Genomic DNA, 20,677 nt, shown 5'->3' on the forward strand with positions numbered 1-20,677 from the left:
AAATTTTCTACTGTAACTTTTTAGCTTTAAGTTTGAGCTAATGAAGATACAAATTATTAACGGCCCAAATTTAAACCTTTTAGGCATTCGTGAGCCGGGAATCTACGGAAGTTTAGGTTTTGACGAATATATTGAACAGTTAAGGGCAATTTACACCATTATAGAAATTGATTATTTTCAAAGCAACGTTGAAGGCGAGCTGATCAACAAATTACATGAAGTTGGCTTTGAATATGATGGGATTGTGATCAATGCGGGAGGGTACACTCATACTTCTGTAGCACTTGCAGATGCAATTGCAGCAATTAACACGCCTGTAGTAGAAGTACATGTATCAAATATTTACGCCCGGGAAGAATACAGGCATGTATCGCTGACCGGTAAAAACTGCAAAGGTGTATTAACAGGATTTGGCCTTGACGGGTACCGTTTAGCTATTGAAAGCCTGTTGAAAAGCTAAAATCTCATGAGAAGAATTATTTTACTTGCCTTGTGCTCAGCCATGAGTGCTACTGCATTTGCCCAATCCGACATTACAGAAAAAGAGATTAAATCACACATCTGGTTTCTGGCTTCACCAAAAATGAAAGGACGTTTTCCTGGCACTTCAGAAAATGAAAAAGTGGTCAGTTACCTCGTTAAACAATTCAAAAAGTCGGGTATCCAAGCCTATAAAGGCAGCTATCTTCAGGAATTCAGGGCAAAGATAAGGGTAAAAAAAGGAGTTACAGATACTCCTTATGTGCAGACCCAGAATGTGATCGGTTATATAGAAGGAAACGATCCGAAGTTAAAAGAAGAATTTATCGTGCTGGGTGCGCATTATGATCACCTGGGAATGGGAGGGGCCTCTTCCAAAAAGCCAGACACCACTGGCATTCATTATGGGGCAGACGACAATGCAAGTGGCACTGCGGCACTGTTGGAGATTGCGGAACAACTTGCAGCAAATAGAAAAGACCTCAAACGTAGTATCCTGATTATCGCTTTTGGAGCAGAGGAGCAAGGCTTACTGGGTTCAAAATATTTCACAGAACATCCATTAGTTCCTTTATCACAGGTAAAACTGATGATCAATATGGATATGGTAGGCAGAATGAACAGCGAGAAACACCTGTATATGGGTGGTGCAGCCACATTTGACGGAGGAATGGAATTGATGAAAAGCTTAGGTCCGGAGATCGGCATCAATCCAATTGTAAACGCTTACGATGTAGGTGGCTCAGATCACGTTTCTTTTTACAAAAAAAACATTCCGGTCCTGGGTTTTCATACCGGCGGACATCCACAATACCATACTCCGGAAGATGATAGAAAACTGATCAATATAGCCGGAGAAAAACTGGTATGCGATTATATTTACAAGGCACTGGTTAGCGTTGCCAACAGGAGCGGGGCTATTCTATTCGTTCCGGAGAAGAAAGATTAATTACTCCTGAAATTGCTGTGCTCTGTTTATTTAATTGATAAGCAGATTTTTAATGATAAACAGAGCACAGTTCTTTTAAATACCTAAATCACTAAAGAACCTGATCTTTTTAATAAAATAGGCGTATACAATACTGGAAGAATACTGTCCGGTATGTTCCTGATAACGAAGCTGCCGGTTGGTCCTTTTTTTCGCATTTGCGGAAAAGTACTTAAAGAAATGGACATGAGCTTTACTCACTGACATTGCGAAATCCACTTTACCTTGGACAAGGAAATGCAATAGCGCAACAAAATCAATAAAGAACCGGATAAAAATCCTGAAATACGCATCCTTTAAAGGAAGGTTTTTCTGCATGATGATCAGGTTATTTCTAAAGTTAAGATATGTTTTATAAGGATTATTGGCATTCAGGGTTCCTCCGCCAACATGATATACTTCCGCATCAGGACAATACATCACCTTGTATCCAAGGTTTTTTAAGCGCCAGCAAAGATCAATTTCTTCCATATGGGCAAAGAAATCAGGATCCAGGCCGCCTACTTCCTTCCAGCATTTGCTTTTGATAAACAGTGCGGCCCCACTTGCCCAAAAAATTTCCTTCGCTTCATTATACTGGCCATGATCATCTTCTACCGTATCAAAAAGACGCCCGCGACAAAACGGAAAACAATGTAGATCCAGGTAACCACCACCAGCCCCGGCATATTCAAATTTAGACTTATCCTTTTGCCATTTTATCTTAGGTTGTGCTGCAGCGATCTGATCGTCTTTTTCCATCAGGCTGATCACCGGCTGGATCCAGTCTACAGGAACTTCCACATCTGAATTCAGCAGCACATAATAATCAGCTTCTACCTGCTCCAGCAATTTCCTGTACCCTTCGGCAAAACCATAGTTTTTATCGTTCTCAATCATGCGAATCTCCGGATAATTTGTCTTTACAAAAGACACCGAGTCATCGGTAGAAGCGTTATCACCTACTATAATCTGTAAATTTGGGTATTCAGACCGAACTACTCCCGGTAAAAATTTCTCCAGCAGAGCCTTTCCATTCCAATTCAAAATCACTACTGCTACACTTGCGTCTGTCATTATGCGTATTCTCGTTTGTTTTTCCATCGCCTGTGGCTCCATAGCCAGTAAGACGGTTCCTCTTTAATAATATCTTCTAAAAATTCGAAATGTGTATTGGTGATCTGGTACTTTTCTGTATGTTCCGGTTTTGGACAGATGGATACACAATCCACTTCATAATATCCTCTTTTTATAAACTTAAGCTTGAAATAAAAGATAGGCCTGTTGGTTTGCATAGCGATCTTTTCCAGACCTAATAATGCCGCCGTATCCTGGTTTAAAAAATCAATCCAATAGTGCGACTCGCCACGAACCGGGCTTTGATCACTGGCAAAACAAAACATACTCGGCTTGTTCTTAGTACTGGCTAACATCCTCAATGTCTGTCGCATGGGAACACCTATATTGCCAAATCTACCACGCATCTTAAGAAACCATTCGTCAAAAATGGTGTTATTCAACGGCTTGTAAATTACATATGCTTTCTCCGACAGGTTCAATCCTAAAGCCAGCATTCCCCATTCCCAGTTACCATAATGTCCCGTACAGGCCAAAACACTTTCACCTTTTTTAAAATGGTCTTCTACCAAATCAAGATTGGTAAATTTAACCCGCTTCTGAAGTTCTTTTTTTGAAATAGAAGACATCTTAATGATCTCAAAAGTGAGGTCTGAAAGGTACCGGAAAAACTCTTTTTCTATCACAATGATCTCTTTAATTGACTTTTCAGGAAAAGAATTCATAAGATTTTCCCGCACTACCTTTTTCCGGTAGCCCACTGCATAATATAAAATATAGTAACAGATGGCCGATATCAGGTATAACAGCTGAGTTGGAAGAAGGGATAAAAAGCTTAAAAAAACTACTCCTATATGAGAAAAGCTTTTTTTTATCATTATTTTGGCGGATTAAGAATGCAAACATAAATTATCAGATGCAAAGTTCAGCTATATTCCCCCTTTTTTATCTTCCGCCAGTCAGCTATTTTAAGGAACTGAAGCGTTTCGAAAATGAGTTTCTGATGGAAAAAGAGGAGCATTTCCCAAAACAGACTTTTAGGAACAGGGCTACAATTTATTCTCCGAATGGCAGTCTGGATTTGATTGTCCCGGTGATACGTGGATCGAAAATCCATACAAAAATTAAAGATGTAAAGATCAGCAATGATTTTAAATGGCAAAGACTCCATTGGAAGAGCCTGGAGAGTTGTTACCGTAACTCTGCCTATTTTGAATATTATGAAGATGAATTTGCCAGATTTTACCATCAGAAGTTCGATTTTCTTTTCGATTATAACCTGGAAATCCTGCAATGGCTGTTCAGGCAATTAAAAACCCAGGCCAGCTTTGAAGTGACTACTGAATACCATGAGATCCCGGAAGAACTGGATTTCCGTGGCAGAACGCTGTTCAAAAAAGCAGAGGGGGAGTTCAAGCCTTACTTCCAGGTGTTTGACGACAGGGAAGGATTCAAACCAAACTTAAGCATCGTTGACCTGTTGTTTAACCAGGGTCCACAGTCAAAATCATATATATAAATATGGCCAAACCTCCAAAGCACAAGAAAAAACGTCAGCATTATGCTTTACCTCACGCCGGATCCAGTCCGGGGATGATTTATATTGATGAAAAGGCCTTAAAACCCATCATCAACCTTCACCAATACAATGCGGAGAGTTATAAAGTACAGGAGCTTAATGACCTCAACAATCTTAAACACATCCTCACCGATAAAAATCATACTTTCTGGGTGGAAATTAAAGGGTTTAAGTCGCTGGCGATGTTTGAGATCCTGACGAAGGACTTTGGAGTGAATAAACTGATCCTGGAAGACATCACCAGAACTTACCAGCGCCCAAAACAGGAAGAATATGACACCTATGTTTTTGCGGTCAGCAGAATGCTGCAGCTGGATGAGAACCAGAATCTGGAGAATCAACAATATTCTTTCATACTAACGGATAATGCCTTATTTACCTTTCAGGAACATTACGAAGATTGCATTGATCCGGTGCGTTCGCGGTTAAAAATAGGGAAGGGGAATATCCGTACCAGTGGCAGCAGTTACCTGATGTACGTCCTGATGGATATGATCATCGATACTTATTTTGAAATTCTGGGTTCCTGGGGAGATCAATTGGATAATATTGAAGACCGTCTGTTTGACAAACCGGATAAAACGGTTATGTTTGACACCCAACTGATCAAAAGAAACCTGATCAATATCAGAAGAGTTGCCTGGCCGGAACGCGATAAACTGAATGACATTCTCCGTAGTGATACTCATTTAATCCCCGATCATACAAAAATGTATATCCGGGACGCTTATGACCATTGTATTCAGATTATTGATATTGTAGAATCTTTAAAAGAGATCTCTGCAAGTAATATAGATATGTATCTTTCTATTATCAGCAACAGGATGAATGAAATCATGAAAGTATTGACCATTATTTCTTCCATATTTATTCCCCTCACATTTATTGCAGGGATTTATGGAATGAACTTTGCAAGTACTGATCCTATAACCGGTAAATTACTGCCACAGAACATGCCTGAGCTTTATCAGGAACATGGATATCTGTATACGATGATCGTAATGGCGGCAATTGCTGTCTTACAAATCATATATTTCTGGCGTAAAGGATGGTTTAAATAAGTGTGATTATTGTAACTTTGGCTACGCATGCAATCTTTCGACCTGGACAAAACAGACGTATCTAAAATTAAGAACGCCTTAAATGGTGATGATGAACAACTTAAAGTTATTCTTGAGGAATATCACGCGTCGGAAATAGCCATCCTATTCGAAAGTATCACCAAAGACGACCGGCAGAGAATCATCAATCTTTTATCTGTAGAGATTGCATCTGAGGTGATCTCGGAAATGCATGAAGAATCTCACCCGGAGGAATTGTTACTCCAGCTTCATCCCGACAAACGTACCGAGATTGTAGAAGAGCTGGATTACGATGATGCAACAGACATCATTTCTCAGCTGGAAGAACACGAGCAGAAAGAAATTCTGGAAGATTTAAGTGAGGATGATGCCTCCAATATCCGGAATCTGTTAAGCTATGACGAAAAGACTGCCGGTGGTTTGATGAACACCGAGTTTATCCGGGTAAACCTGAACTTAACCAAAAAGGATGCGATTGATGAGATCATTCGTCAAAGTGAAGAGATCGAAGAATTTTACACCATATTCGTTATAGATGATGACAATGTTTTTCAGGGAATTGTTTCCTTAAAAGACATCATCAAAGCAAAAGGCAATGTACACATTACAGAGCTCGTTAAGGCGGAAGTAGCCTGGGTAACACCCGACACCGATCAGGAAGAGGTTGCCAGACTGATTTCCCAATACAATATCACCAGTATTCCCGTAGTAGACAACGATATGAAATTACTCGGAAGGGTTACTTTTGATGATGTGATCGATGTTCTGGAAGATGAAAATACCGAGGATATCTTAAAGATATCCGGGGTTTCTGAAGATGAGGAACTGAGTGGTAACTGGGTAGAGGCTGTAAAATCCCGTTTGCCCTGGCTGATCCTAAACCTTGGCACCGCTTTCCTGGCCTCTGCGGTAGTCCGGCATTTTGGCTCTACGATTGAGCAAATCGCGGTGCTATCAGCTTATATGACCATCATTGCCGGAATGGGTGGAAATGCAGCAACACAAGCACTCGCAGTAACGGTAAGGAGAATTTCGCTCTATGACCTGACCGACAACCAGGCTTACCGTACGGTATTAAAAGAGTTCACCGTTGGATTGATCAATGGAGCTGTTACCGGCTTAATTGTGTTTCTTTTCGCTGTGTTTTTTGATAGTAATCCACTTCTTGGAGTGGTGATTTTCCTGGCTATGACGGGCAATTTACTCATTGCCGGAGTTACCGGAGCAGGTATTCCCTTAATATTAAAAAGAGTTGGAATAGATCCGGCCATTGCTTCTTCAATAATTATTACAACATTTACAGATGTTTTCGGATTTTTGCTCTTGCTGGGATTAGCAAGCAAACTATTACTTTAATTTTTTTACAATCTATATGCAACCAACAAAACACAACTGGACCAAAGAGGAGATATCAGAAATATATCACAAACCTTTTCTGGACCTGGTTTACGAAGCTGCCACCATACATCGTGAAAATCAGGATTATTCTGAAGTTCAGATCAGCTCATTAATATCAATAAAAACAGGAGGATGTTCTGAAGACTGCGCATATTGTCCTCAGGCAGCAAGATACCATACTGACCTGGAAGTTCAGGCGCTGATGAAAGTGGATCAGGTAGTGGATGCGGCCCAAAAAGCAAAAGCCGGAGGGGCTTCCCGCTTGTGTATGGGTGCTGCATGGCGCGAAGTGCGTGACAATAGAGATTTTGATCGGGTAATTGATATGGTTAAAGCAGTGAACGAACTGGATATGGAGGTTTGCTGTACACTGGGTATGCTGACCGAAGGGCAGGCACAACGCCTTGCTGATGCAGGATTATATGCCTATAACCATAATCTGGATACTTCTGAAGATGACTATAAAAGGATTATATCTACCAGAACTTATGACGACAGGTTAAATACATTACACAATGTACGTAAAGCAAAACTAACCGTTTGTAGTGGTGGTATTGTTGGTCTTGGTGAAACCGATGAAGACCGTGTTTCCATGCTACGTACGCTGGCAAATTTGCCTAAACACCCGGAGTCCGTACCCATTAATGCATTGGTACCGGTAAAAGGAACACCGCTGGAAAATCAGCCAAGAATTCCGATCTGGGATATGGTGAGAATGATTGCTACGGCGAGAATCATCATGCCTAAATCTGTCGTACGTTTGTCTGCAGGAAGAAACGAGATGAGTACCGTGGAACAGGCTTTCTGTTTTATGGCTGGTGCAAATTCTATATTTGCCGGAGATAAATTACTGACTACACCCAACCCTGATTTTAGTGATGACATGAAAATGTTTGAAATCCTGGGATTAAAAACCAGGGAAGCTTTTAAAAATGGCAGACCTGCGAATACCATTAATAAGCCTGTAGAAACTACAGCTTAATAAACATAAAAAAAGACCCCGGATAAATCATCCGGGGTCTTTTTTTATGTTTAAGTTTTATATTGCAGTTACCCGTGTTTCAATATTTCCTCTTGTTGCTTTTGAATATGGACAGGCACGGTGTGCTTTATCTGCCAGTTTCTGGGCTTCTTCCTGTGTAATACCAGGAATATGCACATCCAGATCAGCTGATAATACAAAAGCGTTATCATCCTTATTGAAAGATACATGAACCTCTACCGTAGCCTCAGATACGTCTACACCGTCATGTTCTGCTACAGCCCCTAAAGCACCTAAATAACAAGGTCCCCAGGCAGCAGCAAATAGCTGCTCGGGATTCGTAGCCCCACCTTGTCCGCCCATCTCTCTTGGTTTTCTTAAATCGAATTCTATTGTTCCGTCGCTTGATTTGATATGACCATCACGTCCACCTTTTGCGGTAACGGATGCGGTATATATTTTTTCCATAATTTAAAATTGCTTTAATACGGAAACAACAATCCTGAAGGAACTAAAGTTTTATATTTTAATTTTTTCACACAACTTAAAGATGTCGTAAGCCACCTTTTGAATCAGATCAAACTGCTCATGAATGATGACTTCATTGTTCTGCTGACTCAGCTCTTTATCTATATTTTGCCGGATTAAAGGAACATTGCTGATTGTACTGGTATGATTAGATAAAACCTCTATGGAAAGGTTCATCAGGTAAGTCGTATTGTTAACAACCGGTTTCAGGTCGTCAAAATTGGTAATCAGAAAAGCATGTTCTTTATTATACAAGGACAGGGTTGCCACATAGGAAGACAACAGGTGGTTTAAAGCCGTAAACTGATGAAGTTCCTTCATCAGGAGTTGCTTGCTTTTTGGTTCAGAGAACATTCTTTGAAAAAGAGAGGCCAGATTGGCCGTGGTCACGTATACTTCTTTTCTTGCCACTTTATAATTGGTCAGGTTATGAACCTGATCGGCGTATAAAAAAGTAACCTGTTCAAAATAATTCATGTTTGCCTTTAGCGTATCCACCATTGCCTCTTTAAGCTTCTGGTGCTCCCAGTTAGGGAATAAAGAGTAACTCGCGAGTAAGGCGATTCCGGAACCAATTAACGTATCATAAATCCTTTCTCTGGCCACTGATAAACCTCCCATGCCCAGAAAATCGAATAGGACCAGAATGTAAGGCGTCATAAACAAAACACTCACCACGTAGTTTTTCCGTTGAAAGCTATAACAACCGATCATACAAAAAAGCAGGATAATGAAAAGGGTATTTTTATCATGAATATAGACCAGTATGCCCATTCCTATAAATGCACCCGCCACCGTGCCGATCAAACGTTCATAATTTCTCTTTTTTGTTAAACTGAACCCTGGCTTGGAAATCACCAGGATTGTCAATAAAATCCAGTAGCTATGTGAAAAATTCAATGAACGGGCCACAATAAACCCAATCAGCATTACAATAGCCACCCGCAGTGAGTGCCTGAAGGTTGAAGAAGTAAAAGTCAGGTTCTCGGATAGCAATTTTAAATCAATCGGTTGCCTGGTCACAAAGCGTTCGACATCAATTTCTCTCGCTTTCAGGTTTTTCTTTTCTTTCTTATTGAAATAGCCCTTAATGGTTTTTACCCTGGACAGGATGTTCTCAATATTGACTTCAATATTTTTGAGGGCGATAATGCCCAAAGTATTGTATCTGCCGTCTGTATTCTCACTCTCCAGATGTATAATCTCTTTTCTCAGCTTAGATACATCTTCAATCAGGGAAATGGGTGGGCGAGGGGTACCTCCGGTTTTCAGGGCGAAAGCAATTTCATCGAGCTCAGCAGCAATTTTTCTGATGACTGCCTCATAATGGGCTAATATTCCTGAATCGTCGAACTGATCATGTAACTGTTCATAGTTATAATAAGTAGACATCACCTGCTCAAACAGATCCACCATATCTACAAATACCAGTAAAAGAAAACGACCTTCAGGAGTAGATTCACGTACAATTTCCCTGGTTTTGAACAACACTTCCCTCACGGCATCCTGCTTCTCATGCACCAGCACCTGTAGCTGCAACAAGTCTGCATAATTTTCATCATAATCAGTGTTCTGATGATAAAATTTAGCCTTGGCCCTTAAGAATTCGCTGATTTCATGAATAGAGTCGCTGAGCGTCTGCTGAACCAGTCTGTAAGGCCGGATTCTGTAGACAAAATAGCTCAGTAGGGTATACCAGACGCTACCTGTAAAAATGAGCAATGCAAATACCAGCACCTCTTTCCATGGCCTGATATCATCGATGCTCAGCACCATTACCAACAAAGCTGCTGTACCGATTGCTGCAGCTCTGAGCCCATACAGGAAAAACATAGAAAAGACGAAACTACAGATAAACAGCAGTGTACCAATAAAATACACATTACTATTTGTCAGCCCTACCACAATAGAAATTACGGTGATTGCGACGGTGGTCACCAGCATCGCATTCCGTCTATGTACAATTGGCCCCGGGGTATCTACAATACTGGCACACAAAGCCCCTAAGGATAAGGTCATTCCGTATTGTAACATGCCAAACTGGGCGAGAATAAGGGAGGGGCAGAGCACTCCAAAAGTAATCCGGAGCCCGTCGGCAAAATAGGTACTTAATAAGAAATCCTGGATACTCCTGATTGGACGATTAAACATAGCTTAAAAATAGGGGTATAATCATCAACTATGCCATGATTTACAAAATTTGCAAATTTTAGCGGTTTTATGCAAAATAACAAAAACCTATCAGAATATTAAGCGGGTTTGCCTCAGATCTAAAAAAAGGTTTTCCCGGATAAGGACCAGCTTAGAAATACGAAATATTATATATATATTTATTATAGTTAAAATCATGATCATTATGCAACGCAGGAAATTTCTTCAGTCGTCGCTTGCCGTAACCGCAGGCTTAGCAGTAACCATCAGCCCTGTAATTGCAGGTGATAAAAATTCAACACAAAAAGAAGTATACGAATGGCGTGAATATGAAATGCGTTTCGGTTCTGACCAGGGACAATTGGAGAATTACTTTAAGACAGCGCTTATTCCTGCGTTGAATAAATACGGAGTAAAAACAGTCGGTGTTTTCAAGGAATGGAATCAATCGGAACCAGCTAAATTTTACTTATTAACACCTTATTCTTCACTTGAAAATTACCTTTCTGTAAATACAAAAGTAAAGGCAGATCCGGATTACCTTAAAAATAGCGCTGCATATAACGGCATACCCGCCGATAAACCTATATACAGCCGTTTTACGTCTTCTTTAATGCTTTCTTTTGATGGTTGGCCTGCCATAACTATCCCGTCAGCTGAACCACGGATATTTGAATTGAGAACCTATGAAGGCTATAGCGAAGATGCGGTAAGAAGAAAAATTAAGATGTTCAATGATGGAGAGTTTCCTATTTTCCAGCGTGCGAAACTAAATCCTGTATTCTTTGGTGAAGTGATTGCCGGCGACAAGCTGCCTCGTCTGACTTATATGGTCAGCTGCAACAACATGGAAGAACGCAACAAAGGATGGGCTGCTTTTGTGGCTGACTCTGAATGGAAAAGATTAATTACAGATTCTCAATATGCAAATACCATTTCTAAAATTAGTAATACCTTTTTGATCCCCACATCATATTCTCAGGTATAAGTACTAATATCGGCAAAAACCACCCTATCAGCTCCTACACTATTATTGTCTCATAATTAATATTATGTTAAGTAGAATTATTAAACAACTACCCTCATGCCCATCAATTGGCTTATCATCAGAATATTACTCTCTTTTCTTATTAAGGATCACAGTCCCCTGTGCACCGGCAATTATGGCTTTAGTTGCCATCCCGTAAAACAAAGAATGTTCTACAACTCCGGGAATCATTTTAACGTTTGTATTTAGTGCAGAGATTTCCGGCAATTCTTCAAAAAACATATCGGCCAGCAGATTTCCATTATCAGAAATCACAACCCCGTCTTTTTTGTCAGTGATACGCAGCTTGACTGATGCCGTTGGATAAACTGATTTTAAACGATCGGTCACAGCCTTTAATGCCTCAGGCAAAATTTCTATGACTAAGGGATAAGTATGGTCTAATTTAGAAACCATTTTTGAATCATCCCCAATCAAAATAAAATCCCCGGCCATTGAAGCCAGAATTTTCTCACTGGTATGAATTCCGCCACCACTTTTTAAAGCATTTAATGCTTCATCAAACTGATCACAACCATCAAAATAAATATCCAGTTTCTGATTGAGCTGAGCTGAAACCTGCAATTGAAGCCCTTTTTCCTGAATTAAAGCCCGTGTTTTAAAAGAAGAAGAAACAACAATCAAATGATCAGCTAAATCCGGACTCAGACTGATAAAATTGATCAGGTGAGAAATACTGCTTCCTGCCCCCACTCCTATGGTTTGTCCTGGTTTGAGAAACTGTAAACACGCTTCTGCTGCTACTCTTTTATAATCCGCCATTATAAACACCTATATTACAGTTTCTTAACTGTTATTTTTTCTCTATACACTAACCGTAAAAAATAGCTAAAACTCCTCCAGTTTACTTTTCAGTTCCTGAACTTTATCCAATCTGTTTTTACGGGTATAAATATCGATCAGCAGCTGCACCGTAGATTTATCATTCTGATTAATTTCATGGGCCTGTAATAAAGCAACCTCAGCTCTGTTGATATAAGATGAAAATGTCGGGGCACCTTCGGCTTTTTTGGATTTCAATGCTTCATTGGCAGAGTTCACATAAGCCAGTCCCAATTGATAAAGTGCATCAAAATAGTTCTCATCTATACCTAACGCTTTATTATATGCCAGCACAGCGGTGCTGTTGTTCGCGTTATTCTGATGTAGATACCCATATAAGAAGTACAATAATTTATTGTTGCTTTCCACCTTTAAAGTAGATTCTATGACTTTGATCGCTTCATTATACTTTTCAGTATCCAATAACAGGTTGATATAATCATTTGTCAGAAAGACATTATAAGGATTTGCTTTAATCCCATCTTCCAATGTTTTTACAGCCAGTTCATGCTCAAACTTTGAGGAATATATCCCGCTAAGTTTCTGAAATAGCGCAGGATTTTTAATACCATTGTCTTTTGCCCTTTTAAAATAAGTCAATGCTTTGTCGAAAGACTGAATGTTCTGAGCTGCCAATCCGGTATTGATGGCCAGTGTAGTATCCGTAGGAAAGAAATCGCTCACTTCTTTCAGCAACTCATAGGCTGATAAAAAATCGTTATTGGCATATGCAGTATTTCCTTTTTCCTGCTTTTTGATATTAACATTATAAACTGACGCTGCAATTAAGCGTGAATTTGCCTGAAACTTATCCAGTCTTTTAGCCGAGTCTATCGCTTCGATGGCCAGGTTATAATACCTGTCGGAGTTCGCTACATCAGAATCTATAATAGACACGTACGAACTCAGGTATGCTTTTATAGCCCATGTTTCAGGCCATTTTTTCGTCTTTTTGTCGTTTTGAGCAGATTCTGCCGCTTTTATCCCCTCTCCCAATATCCCCAGCTGGTTTTTCTCATCTGCTTTGTTACCAATGGCAATCTGCAGTTTTCCTACACTATTTCTAGCGATCTGCAATTGGCTTTTTTGTGAAAAAGCAGGGGTCGCACTCCATAAAACCAGCAATACAGCATTAAATAAATAGATCTTCCTCATATAAAAACGTGTTCTACTTACAAACTTATAAAAAAAAAGGAGGGATAAAAATTACCCCTCCTTTTTACTTAGCATATTAACACCGGTTAAGGCTTAGCTGCTGCTTTTAATTCATCTAATTTTTTCTTGGTAGCTTCATAGTTCACTTTATCGTCTTTAAACAAATAAATGATCTTTAAATTCTCCAATGCATTTTCATTTTTCGGATCTAAATCCAAAGCAGCTTTGTAGAAAGGAATAGACTGATCAATCAGTCCGGTCATTTTTGCGCCAAGTGCATTAAATTCTTTAGTTTTCTTAGCATCTAAAGCATTTCTTTGCGTTTGAATTGCCAAAGCCTGTTTGTAATAGGTATCTCCCATTAAATACTGGTAAATTGCATTTTTTGGATCTTTTGCAATCAATTTGTTTAACATCTCCTGAGATTTAGCGATGTCACCTTTTTTGATGTAAAGATCTGTTTCCATGCCGATGAAATAAGAATCATCCGGGAATTTGCTTCCAGCCTCTTTCAATACTGCTAAACCTGCTACGCTATCTTTCATTTTATCGAAAGTAACATTCACGATTTCAGAATAAAGCACTTTTGAATCTTTGTATCCAAGTTCGATGGCTTTTTTGAAGTTTTTAACTACTTCAGGATAATTCTGCAATTCTTTAGCAGTTACACCAGCATTTACATACATGGAAGTATCCTGAGGGTTTTTAGCCGTAATCTCATTAAAAGCATCTAATGCAGAAGCAAAATCTTTCTTATTGAAAGCATAAATTGCTCTGTTTCTCAATGCATTACTCACATTTACTTCAGCTTGCTGAATATTGTCTTTCTCCTCACCTTTAGTATCTACAACTTTAGCCTGAGCAATTGCTTCCTCAGCAATTTTTTGATTTGCTTTGGCATTGTTCACGTCCACTGAGTCTACCAACGCAATTCTGGAAGCAAATAGCGCCCGGTAAGACCAGGCTTCCGGCATTCCTTTAGATTTCTCATGAGCGATAGCCTTGTCAGTATGTGCTAAACCTTCATTAAGTGTTTTAAGATTATCAGCTAATGTTTCAGTTTTAGCAATTGCTAAAAGCGCCCATGCTTTCTTCGCATCATTTACTTCACTTTTTTGCGCATTTGCATAAGTGGCTACACCTACAAACAATATACTAAAAAGTACTTTTTTCATCTTGTTAATTTATGGTCAAAAATTTAGTTTTCTTCTTCTTCAGTGTCATCTTCCTCTTCTTCTTCGATTTCAGCTGCTTCTTCAGTCTCTGCACCAGGCTCCTCTGTGGCTACTGCATCAGTAACGACCACACTTTCTGCACCTTCACCTTCTTCCACCTCTTCATCTTCATGCTCAATTTTAGCAACCGAAGCGATTTCATCGTTTCCTTTCAGGTTAATCAGACGAACACCCTGGGTAGCTCTTCCCATTACTCTCAATTCACTCACCACAATACGGATTACGATACCCGATTTATTGATGATCATTAAATCATCTGCATCGGTTACGTTTTTGATCGCTACCAGCGCACCTGTTTTTTCAGTAATGCTAATGGTTTTTACACCTTTACCACCTCTGTTAGTAACGCGGTAATCTTCGATATCAGTACGTTTACCATAACCTTTTTCTGAAACTACCAATATGGTTACATTAGGATCATCAACAGCAATCATGCCAACTACTTCATCCTGATCGTGTGCAAGGGTAACTCCACGAACACCCGTAGCCGTTCTGCCCATTGGTCTTACTTTCTCTTCGTTAAAACGAATTGCACGTCCTGAACGTAAAGCCATCACGATTTCGCTTGATCCTGTTGTTAAACTCGCTTCCAGTAACTGATCACCTTCATTGATGTTAATCGCATTGATACCATTTACACGAGGTCTTGAATAAGCTTCTAAAGAGGTCTTTTTAATCGTTCCTTTTTTAGTACACATGATGATGTAATTGTTTTCCAGATACTCCTGGTCTTTCAAATTCTTCACCTTAATGTATGCTTTGATCTTCTCTTCCTTAGGAATATTGATAATATTCTGTATGGCTCTACCTTTGCTCAATCTTGATCCTTCAGGGATTTCATATACCCTTAACCAGAAACAACGTCCTGATTCGGTAAAGAACAACATATAATTGTGGTTTGAAGCCACTAATAAATGTTCAATAAAGTCTTCATTTCTGGAATCACTTCCTTTTGAACCTTTACCACCTCTTCCCTGCGTACGGTATTCAGTAGCCGGTGTGCGTTTGATATAACCTTCATGAGAAATTGTGATCACTACGTCTTCATCTTCAATGAAGTCTTCCATGCTCATGTCTTCTGCGGAATGTACGATCTGAGTTCTACGCTCATCACCATATTTTTCCATCATTTCGGTTAATTCGTCTTTAATGATTTTCATTCTCAGGTCTTCAGAATCCAGAATGGCCTGTAAATGTTCGATCAGCTTCATTAACTCATTGTATTCCTCTTTGATCTTATCACGTTCCAGTCCTGTTAACCTACGTAAGGTCATATCAAGAATTGCTCTCGCCTGGATATCGCTTAAACCAAATTTTTCCATTAATCCTGTTCTGGCATCCTCAGGAGTTTCAGAACCACGGATTAATTTAATTACTTCATCTAAATGATCTAAAGCAATCAATAAACCTTGTAAGATGTGTGCTCTTTTGTTCGCTTCTGCCAATTCAAATTTGGTTCTGCGGATCACCACATCATGCCTGTGGTCCACAAAGTGACGGATCAGGTCTTTTAAGTTTAACATCTGCGGCCTGCCATTTACAAGCGCAATATTATTCACACTAAATGAGGTCTGTAAGGCAGTTTGCTTGAATAAGTTATTCAATACAATGGAAGCATTCGCATCCCGTTTAATTTCATAAACGATACGGATACCATCCTTGTTAGACTCATCTTTAATGTTAGAAATTCCTTCAATTTTTTTCTCACCTACCAGTTCAGCGGTACGCTCAATCATCATCGCCTTATTTACCTGATAAGGAATTTCAGTCACGATAATGGTTTCCCGGTCTTTAGTGGCTTCAATCTCCGCTTTAGCACGCATTACGATACGGCCTCTACCAGTTTCAAAGGCTTCCTGAACACCGGTATAACCATAAATAATGGCTCCGGTAGGAAAATCAGGTGCTTTGATATGCTTCATTAACTCCGCGATCGTGATCTCATTATTTTCAATATAAGCGATCGTTGCATTGATGGTCTCTGTAATGTTGTGAGGTGGCATATTGGTGGCCATACCTACCGCAATACCGGAGGAACCATTGATCAGTAAATTCGGAACTTTAGACGGAAGAACTGTTGGTTCCTGAAGGGAATCATCAAAGTTCAACTGAAAATCTACCGTGTCTTTATTGATATCTGCAAGCATATCCTCTGCGATCTTCTGGAAACGGGCCTCCGTATAACGCATCGCTGCCGGAGAGTCACCATCGATAGATCCAAAGTTACCCTGACCTTCAACCATCAGGTATCTCAGGCTCCATTCCTGGGCCATCCTTACCATGGTATTATAAACAGAGGAGTCACCATGCGGGTGATACTTACCTAATACCTCCCCAACAATACGGGCAGATTTTTTATAAGGTTTATTGTTTGCAAGTCCCAGGTCAAGCATTCCGTATAAAACACGGCGGTGTACTGGTTTTAATCCGTCACGAACATCAGGTAAAGCCCTTGATACAATAACCGACATCGAATAATCGATGTAAGCAGACTTCATCTGCTCGTCAATATTGATTTTAATTATTTTGTCGTTTTCTTGATTTTCTAAATCTTCTGCCATAAATAGTAATGTTCCCTAAGAACGATTTAAACGTGGTATTCTTATAACCTTGCGAATTTAATAAAAAATGCGCCATTAAGGCGCATTGTGGAAAAATTTTGTCGTATATATTTCGGGTATAAAAAGGCGAATTAAGCCCATTCAATGCCTTTTTTCAGCTTACTCAACGTGTAAGCTTCAGGGCTGTCGGGAATTGGCTGAAAATTATACACCCATTTCGCCATTGGAGGAAGGCTCATCAGAATAGACTCAATACGGCCATTGGTTTCCAGACCAAATTTAGTCCCTGCATCATAGACCAGGTTAAATTCGGCATACCTGGATCTCCTCAGGTATTGCCATTCCTGTTCTTCCTGGCTAAAGTCTGCATCCCGGTTTCTATCGATCAGTTCCGTATAAGCGGGAAGAAAGGTATTCCCTACCGATTCAGAAAACTCCAGCAGGCGGTCAAAATCCATTCCCGTATTTTCAGGTTTCAGTTTATCGTAGAAAATTCCACCTACACCTCTAGTCTCTTCTCTATGTTTAATAAAAAAATAATCGTCTGCATGCGCCTTAAATTTAGGGTAAAAGGCAGCATCAAACCCATCACAGGTTTGCTTCAGCAAATGATGAAAAAACCTGGCATCTGTATCAATTACATAATGAGGGGTTAAATCTATCCCCCCGCCAAACCACCTGGTCTGATCATCCATCTCAAAATAGCGGATGTTCATGTGTATGATCGGCACAAAAGGATTATTGGGATGCATCACGATAGATACTCCTGTGGCAAAAAAATCATCACTTTCGATCTTAAATGCCTTTTTTATAGCCTCAGGTAATTTGCCATGTACTGCAGAGAAGTTCACGCCTCCTTTTTCGATCACATTTCCATTCTGCAGAATCCTGGTCCTGCCACCACCACCACCGTCGCGGCTCCATAATTCTTCTTCGAAACGTCCTTTTCCGTCGGCCTGTTCCAGACCTTCACAAATGGTATCCTGAATTTTCTGGTAAGCTGCAACTACTTTATCTTTAAACCCCATTTTCTTTAAAACTTAAGCTCAAAGTTAACCTTAAAAAAAGCGCTGTCCGCCCAAAAGTTGAGATAGTACATTTTTTTGACACTATTCCTCAATAAAATTTAAATCACGTCCATAAGTTTCATCCAGGTTATAAAGGGCGATATACGCCATACCTACCGTAATCACCGCTACACAAAGCGCGGCATTCACAATCCCCATGCTTCCGGCCAGCCATTGGAACAACATCGTAACCAGGATCAGTGAACCCCGTACCATATTCGGAGCTGTAGTGGTCACTGTAGCCCTTAAATTCGTACCGAATTGCTCAGCCGCCATGGTCACAAATACCACCCAATATCCGGTAAAAATACCCGTACATAAACAGAATGTATAAAAGTTCCTGGCGGTCCAGCCCGTACTCAGCAGGTATAAAAGCATGCTTCCGAAAGTCAGCGTTAAAAAGATAAATACGATTTTCTTCCTCGTTTTGAATACCTGACTCAAGGCACCCGTCAGAAAGTCCCCGATCGAAATTCCGATATAGGCAAACATGACCCCTTTTCCATTATCCAGGTATTCCTGCGCATGTAACGCCTTTCCGAATTCAGGGGCGATCCCAATCAGAATGCCTACAACAAACCATACCGGTACCGCAATTAAAATACAATTCAGGTATTTAAAACCTCTTTTTTTCGTCAGTAACATCATGAAATTACCTTTGGAAACCGCTTTCTCCGCCATGTTTTTAAACATCCCGGATTCAAAAACTCCGATCCTCAATAAAAGGAGCAACACTCCCAGCCCACCGCCGATAAAAAAAGCATTCCGCCACTCGAATAAATCTCCTACCACATAAGCAGCAACAGCGCCGCTTAAACCTATTCCGGCAACCAGCATCGTTCCATATCCACGCTTTTCTTTACTCATGCTCTCAGAGACCAGGGTAATACCCGCTCCCAGTTCACCTGCAAGCCCTACCCCTGCTATAAAGCGAAATGCAGCATACATTGGAATGCTGGTCACAAAACCATTGGCAATATTAGCGAGAGAATACATCAGAATGGAGCCAAAAAGCACGGATAAACGGCCTTTTTTATCGCCAAGAATTCCCCAGAAAAAACCTCCGATCAGCAAACCAGCCATTTGCCAGTTCATCAGGTTCAGGCCTGTTTCTGTGATCTTATCAGCGGGAACACCCAGCGCTGCCAGGCTCTTATTTTTAATAATCAGGAATAAAAGAAGGTCGTAGATGTCTACAAAATAGCCAAGCGCGGCGACCAATACCAGGAGAAATACGTTTTTATTGTTGGCTTCAGTACTCATTGTGGAGGTTTGTTGATGCGCTGAAAGTACAAACAAATTTAATTAACCAGGAAATTTATTCTGTTTTATATGCGAAATGGCCAGATCATCAGACCTGGCCATTCTCTATGTCACCTTACTAAAAACTTTCGCCTTTTTATTGTTTCTTAATCGTGTCCGGAGGTAAAGTTTTTGTGGTGTCCATCACTTTAGTGGTATCTCTGAGTTTCATCGATGTATCGACTTTAGTGCTATCAGAACCTCCTGAAACACTCTTTGTGGAATTACATGCGGAAACAGCAATCATCATAGTTGCTGCGCAAGCCACATTAAAAATTAATTTTTTCATAGGATTTCCTTTTGGTACACTTAAAGAACAAGGAGAAACCATAAAAGTTTCATTTTTTACTCATGATGCATCTTTAGTTTATCTAAAAGTTCAGGAGAGACATTTTCTGCATACACACCATAGGCATCTATCATTACCCCTTTAAGATTTCCCACCGGTGAAGAAATGGCGTAAATCACTGCGCTGTCCCCAGGATCATTCATCCCCTCAAAACGGTAGAACTCATCAATCTCAAACTCTTCCGGCATCAGCTGCATATCGATGGCTTTACATTCAATATAATCTGGACCCAGAATAAAATCGTATTCATAACCTCTTTTTTCGAGATCTGAAACTGCGGCGGTAAGGGTGTCGTATACGTACATATCTCTAATTTACTAAAAAATTACTTTAGTAACCAGATTAAAATTTCATAGTTCAATAAACTTTCTGATATTTAAGCATCATGGTTGTATCAGAAAAAACCCTCAAATGGGGCCTTTGTTTTTACCCTCCTTTATTATTCCAGCGCATATGGGTAAAGAGATTCCATAAAGATTTTCGGGGAGTGGATGTAAAGATCAATAAAAGCCTTTTCAATAAAAACTATAACGGATCCATCTTTGGAGGAACCATTTATGCCGCTACCGATCCTTTTTACGCATTATTGTTTGACCAGCTCCTCCAGAGACAAGGCTTTAAAGTCCGGGTATGGCTGAAAAGTGCGTCTATTCAATACCTCAAACCGGGACGGGGAGATTTATTTTTTACCATCACGGTTAATGATGATATGTTAAATGAGGCAATTGAAGCGTTAAATACCGTCGGGAAGTTTGTTAAAGCTTACCCAATGGAAATCACCAATTCACAGGGGGAACTTTGTGCAACGGTCATGAATGAAGTGTACGTTAGAAACCTGCATCAGGGAGAAGAACCACGCATTGCTTATTAACCCTATGTTTAAGTCACAGTCCA

20 protein-coding genes are annotated in these 20,677 nt (G+C 40.0%); 8 read left to right on the forward strand and 12 right to left on the reverse strand.

Annotated features, from left to right (window positions below; all coding sequences use genetic code 11):
- The first annotated feature begins 40 nt into the window (after window positions 1-40).
- Together aroQ and BFS30_RS23705 are read left to right on the forward strand one after the other, a co-directional pair.
- A complete protein-coding gene (gene aroQ, locus BFS30_RS23700) occupies window positions 41-460 on the forward strand; it encodes a type II 3-dehydroquinate dehydratase (RefSeq protein WP_069381563.1) in 420 nt (139 codons plus the stop codon).
- Between the two features lie 6 nt (window positions 461-466).
- Window positions 467-1,429, forward strand: coding sequence for a M20/M25/M40 family metallo-hydrolase (locus tag BFS30_RS23705; RefSeq protein WP_069381564.1), 963 nt, complete (start codon window positions 467-469; stop codon window positions 1,427-1,429).
- A 75-nt stretch (window positions 1,430-1,504) separates the two neighbouring features.
- On the opposite strand, the gene BFS30_RS23710 is transcribed toward BFS30_RS23705, so the two are convergent.
- Both BFS30_RS23710 and BFS30_RS23715 read right to left on the reverse strand, forming a co-directional pair.
- Window positions 1,505-2,524, reverse strand: a complete 1,020-nt coding sequence (locus BFS30_RS23710; protein ID WP_069382636.1) for a glycosyltransferase family 2 protein — start codon at window positions 2,522-2,524, stop codon at window positions 1,505-1,507.
- Entirely contained in the window at window positions 2,524-3,402 is an 879-nt protein-coding gene (locus BFS30_RS23715) for a lysophospholipid acyltransferase family protein (protein WP_069381565.1), read from the reverse strand. The genes BFS30_RS23710 and BFS30_RS23715 overlap by 1 nt, the downstream gene beginning before the upstream one ends.
- 38 nt (window positions 3,403-3,440) lie before the next feature.
- Between BFS30_RS23715 and BFS30_RS23720 the strand changes: the two genes are divergently transcribed.
- The 4 genes from BFS30_RS23720 to bioB are packed head-to-tail and all read left to right on the forward strand — an operon-like array spanning window position 3,441 to window position 7,565.
- Complete coding sequence (locus BFS30_RS23720; RefSeq protein ID WP_069381566.1) at window positions 3,441-4,043, forward strand: WbqC family protein; 603 nt, start codon at window positions 3,441-3,443, stop codon at window positions 4,041-4,043.
- Window positions 4,044-4,045: 2 nt separating this feature from the next.
- Window positions 4,046-5,164, forward strand: coding sequence for a magnesium/cobalt transporter CorA (gene corA, locus BFS30_RS23725; protein WP_069381567.1), 1,119 nt, complete (start codon window positions 4,046-4,048; stop codon window positions 5,162-5,164).
- 27 nt (window positions 5,165-5,191) lie between these two features.
- On the forward strand, window positions 5,192-6,541 hold the full coding sequence (gene mgtE, locus BFS30_RS23730) for a magnesium transporter (RefSeq protein WP_069381568.1): 1,350 nt from the start codon (window positions 5,192-5,194) through the stop codon (window positions 6,539-6,541).
- Window positions 6,542-6,557: 16 nt separating this feature from the next.
- Window positions 6,558-7,565 (forward strand): biotin synthase BioB, encoded by a 1,008-nt coding sequence (gene bioB, locus BFS30_RS23735; protein ID WP_069381569.1) that lies wholly within the window; start codon window positions 6,558-6,560, stop codon window positions 7,563-7,565.
- A 57-nt stretch (window positions 7,566-7,622) separates the two neighbouring features.
- Here the strand turns inward: bioB and BFS30_RS23740 are convergent, their stop codons facing one another.
- Window positions 7,623-8,033, reverse strand: coding sequence for an organic hydroperoxide resistance protein (locus BFS30_RS23740; RefSeq protein ID WP_069381570.1), 411 nt, complete (start codon window positions 8,031-8,033; stop codon window positions 7,623-7,625).
- Between the two features lie 51 nt (window positions 8,034-8,084).
- Window positions 8,085-10,244, reverse strand: coding sequence for an FUSC family protein (locus tag BFS30_RS23745; protein WP_069381571.1), 2,160 nt, complete (start codon window positions 10,242-10,244; stop codon window positions 8,085-8,087).
- Window positions 10,245-10,449: 205 nt separating this feature from the next.
- Here BFS30_RS23745 and BFS30_RS23750 point away from each other — a divergent pair, with 205 nt between their 5' ends.
- Window positions 10,450-11,232: an NIPSNAP family protein gene (locus BFS30_RS23750; protein WP_069382637.1), complete on the forward strand. Its 783-nt coding sequence runs from the start codon at window positions 10,450-10,452 to the stop codon at window positions 11,230-11,232.
- 126 nt (window positions 11,233-11,358) lie between these two features.
- Here BFS30_RS23750 and rpiA read toward each other — a convergent pair whose 3' ends face one another.
- From rpiA to BFS30_RS23790, 8 genes are all read right to left on the reverse strand, one after another.
- Window positions 11,359-12,054 (reverse strand): ribose 5-phosphate isomerase A, encoded by a 696-nt coding sequence (gene rpiA / locus BFS30_RS23755; RefSeq protein WP_069381572.1) that lies wholly within the window; start codon window positions 12,052-12,054, stop codon window positions 11,359-11,361.
- 66 nt (window positions 12,055-12,120) lie between these two features.
- Window positions 12,121-13,269, reverse strand: a complete 1,149-nt coding sequence (locus BFS30_RS23760) for a tetratricopeptide repeat protein (protein WP_069381573.1) — start codon at window positions 13,267-13,269, stop codon at window positions 12,121-12,123.
- 86 nt (window positions 13,270-13,355) lie between these two features.
- Entirely contained in the window at window positions 13,356-14,444 is a 1,089-nt protein-coding gene (locus BFS30_RS23765; RefSeq protein ID WP_069381574.1) for a tetratricopeptide repeat protein, read from the reverse strand.
- A 23-nt stretch (window positions 14,445-14,467) separates the two neighbouring features.
- A complete protein-coding gene (gene gyrA, locus BFS30_RS23770) occupies window positions 14,468-17,065 on the reverse strand; it encodes a DNA gyrase subunit A (protein ID WP_069381575.1) in 2,598 nt (865 codons plus the stop codon).
- A 131-nt stretch (window positions 17,066-17,196) separates the two neighbouring features.
- Window positions 17,197-18,093 carry an oxygen-dependent coproporphyrinogen oxidase gene (hemF, locus tag BFS30_RS23775; RefSeq protein WP_069381576.1) on the reverse strand — a complete coding sequence of 299 codons (897 nt, stop codon included), beginning with the start codon at window positions 18,091-18,093 and terminating at the stop codon, window positions 17,197-17,199.
- Between the two features lie 81 nt (window positions 18,094-18,174).
- Complete coding sequence (locus BFS30_RS23780) at window positions 18,175-19,395, reverse strand: MFS transporter (protein WP_069381577.1); 1,221 nt, start codon at window positions 19,393-19,395, stop codon at window positions 18,175-18,177.
- 136 nt (window positions 19,396-19,531) lie between these two features.
- Window positions 19,532-19,723 carry a coproporphyrinogen III oxidase gene (locus tag BFS30_RS23785; RefSeq protein ID WP_069381578.1) on the reverse strand — a complete coding sequence of 64 codons (192 nt, stop codon included), beginning with the start codon at window positions 19,721-19,723 and terminating at the stop codon, window positions 19,532-19,534.
- A gap of 56 nt (window positions 19,724-19,779) precedes the next feature.
- A complete protein-coding gene (locus BFS30_RS23790; RefSeq protein WP_069381579.1) occupies window positions 19,780-20,088 on the reverse strand; it encodes a phosphoribosylpyrophosphate synthetase in 309 nt (102 codons plus the stop codon).
- A gap of 80 nt (window positions 20,089-20,168) precedes the next feature.
- Between BFS30_RS23790 and BFS30_RS23795 the strand changes: the two genes are divergently transcribed.
- Window positions 20,169-20,654 (forward strand): DUF4442 domain-containing protein, encoded by a 486-nt coding sequence (locus tag BFS30_RS23795; RefSeq protein WP_069381580.1) that lies wholly within the window; start codon window positions 20,169-20,171, stop codon window positions 20,652-20,654.
- Window positions 20,655-20,677: the final 23 nt, after the last annotated feature.

The sequence above is a fragment of the Pedobacter steynii genome, assembly GCF_001721645.1.
Taxonomy (GTDB): domain Bacteria; phylum Bacteroidota; class Bacteroidia; order Sphingobacteriales; family Sphingobacteriaceae; genus Pedobacter; species Pedobacter steynii_A.

Excerpts from the sequence above, each read along its gene's own strand:
- aroQ (WP_069381563.1), top strand. The coding sequence starts at position 41 with ATGAAGATACAAATTATTAACGGCCCAAATTTAAACCTTTTAGGCATT.
- BFS30_RS23705 (WP_069381564.1), top strand. The coding sequence starts at position 467 with ATGAGAAGAATTATTTTACTTGCCTTGTGCTCAGCCATGAGTGCTACT.
- BFS30_RS23710 (WP_069382636.1), bottom strand. The coding sequence starts at position 2,524 with ATGACAGACGCAAGTGTAGCAGTAGTGATTTTGAATTGGAATGGAAAG.
- BFS30_RS23715 (WP_069381565.1), bottom strand. The coding sequence starts at position 3,402 with ATGATAAAAAAAAGCTTTTCTCATATAGGAGTAGTTTTTTTAAGCTTT.
- BFS30_RS23720 (WP_069381566.1), top strand. The coding sequence starts at position 3,441 with ATGCAAAGTTCAGCTATATTCCCCCTTTTTTATCTTCCGCCAGTCAGC.
- corA (WP_069381567.1), top strand. The coding sequence starts at position 4,046 with ATGGCCAAACCTCCAAAGCACAAGAAAAAACGTCAGCATTATGCTTTA.
- mgtE (WP_069381568.1), top strand. The coding sequence starts at position 5,192 with ATGCAATCTTTCGACCTGGACAAAACAGACGTATCTAAAATTAAGAAC.
- bioB (WP_069381569.1), top strand. The coding sequence starts at position 6,558 with ATGCAACCAACAAAACACAACTGGACCAAAGAGGAGATATCAGAAATA.
- BFS30_RS23740 (WP_069381570.1), bottom strand. The coding sequence starts at position 8,033 with ATGGAAAAAATATATACCGCATCCGTTACCGCAAAAGGTGGACGTGAT.
- BFS30_RS23745 (WP_069381571.1), bottom strand. The coding sequence starts at position 10,244 with ATGTTTAATCGTCCAATCAGGAGTATCCAGGATTTCTTATTAAGTACC.
- BFS30_RS23750 (WP_069382637.1), top strand. The coding sequence starts at position 10,450 with ATGCAACGCAGGAAATTTCTTCAGTCGTCGCTTGCCGTAACCGCAGGC.
- rpiA (WP_069381572.1), bottom strand. The coding sequence starts at position 12,054 with ATGGCGGATTATAAAAGAGTAGCAGCAGAAGCGTGTTTACAGTTTCTC.
- BFS30_RS23760 (WP_069381573.1), bottom strand. The coding sequence starts at position 13,269 with ATGAGGAAGATCTATTTATTTAATGCTGTATTGCTGGTTTTATGGAGT.
- BFS30_RS23765 (WP_069381574.1), bottom strand. The coding sequence starts at position 14,444 with ATGAAAAAAGTACTTTTTAGTATATTGTTTGTAGGTGTAGCCACTTAT.
- gyrA (WP_069381575.1), bottom strand. The coding sequence starts at position 17,065 with ATGGCAGAAGATTTAGAAAATCAAGAAAACGACAAAATAATTAAAATC.
- hemF (WP_069381576.1), bottom strand. The coding sequence starts at position 18,093 with ATGGGGTTTAAAGATAAAGTAGTTGCAGCTTACCAGAAAATTCAGGAT.
- BFS30_RS23780 (WP_069381577.1), bottom strand. The coding sequence starts at position 19,395 with ATGAGTACTGAAGCCAACAATAAAAACGTATTTCTCCTGGTATTGGTC.
- BFS30_RS23785 (WP_069381578.1), bottom strand. The coding sequence starts at position 19,723 with ATGAAAAAATTAATTTTTAATGTGGCTTGCGCAGCAACTATGATGATT.
- BFS30_RS23790 (WP_069381579.1), bottom strand. The coding sequence starts at position 20,088 with ATGTACGTATACGACACCCTTACCGCCGCAGTTTCAGATCTCGAAAAA.
- BFS30_RS23795 (WP_069381580.1), top strand. The coding sequence starts at position 20,169 with ATGGTTGTATCAGAAAAAACCCTCAAATGGGGCCTTTGTTTTTACCCT.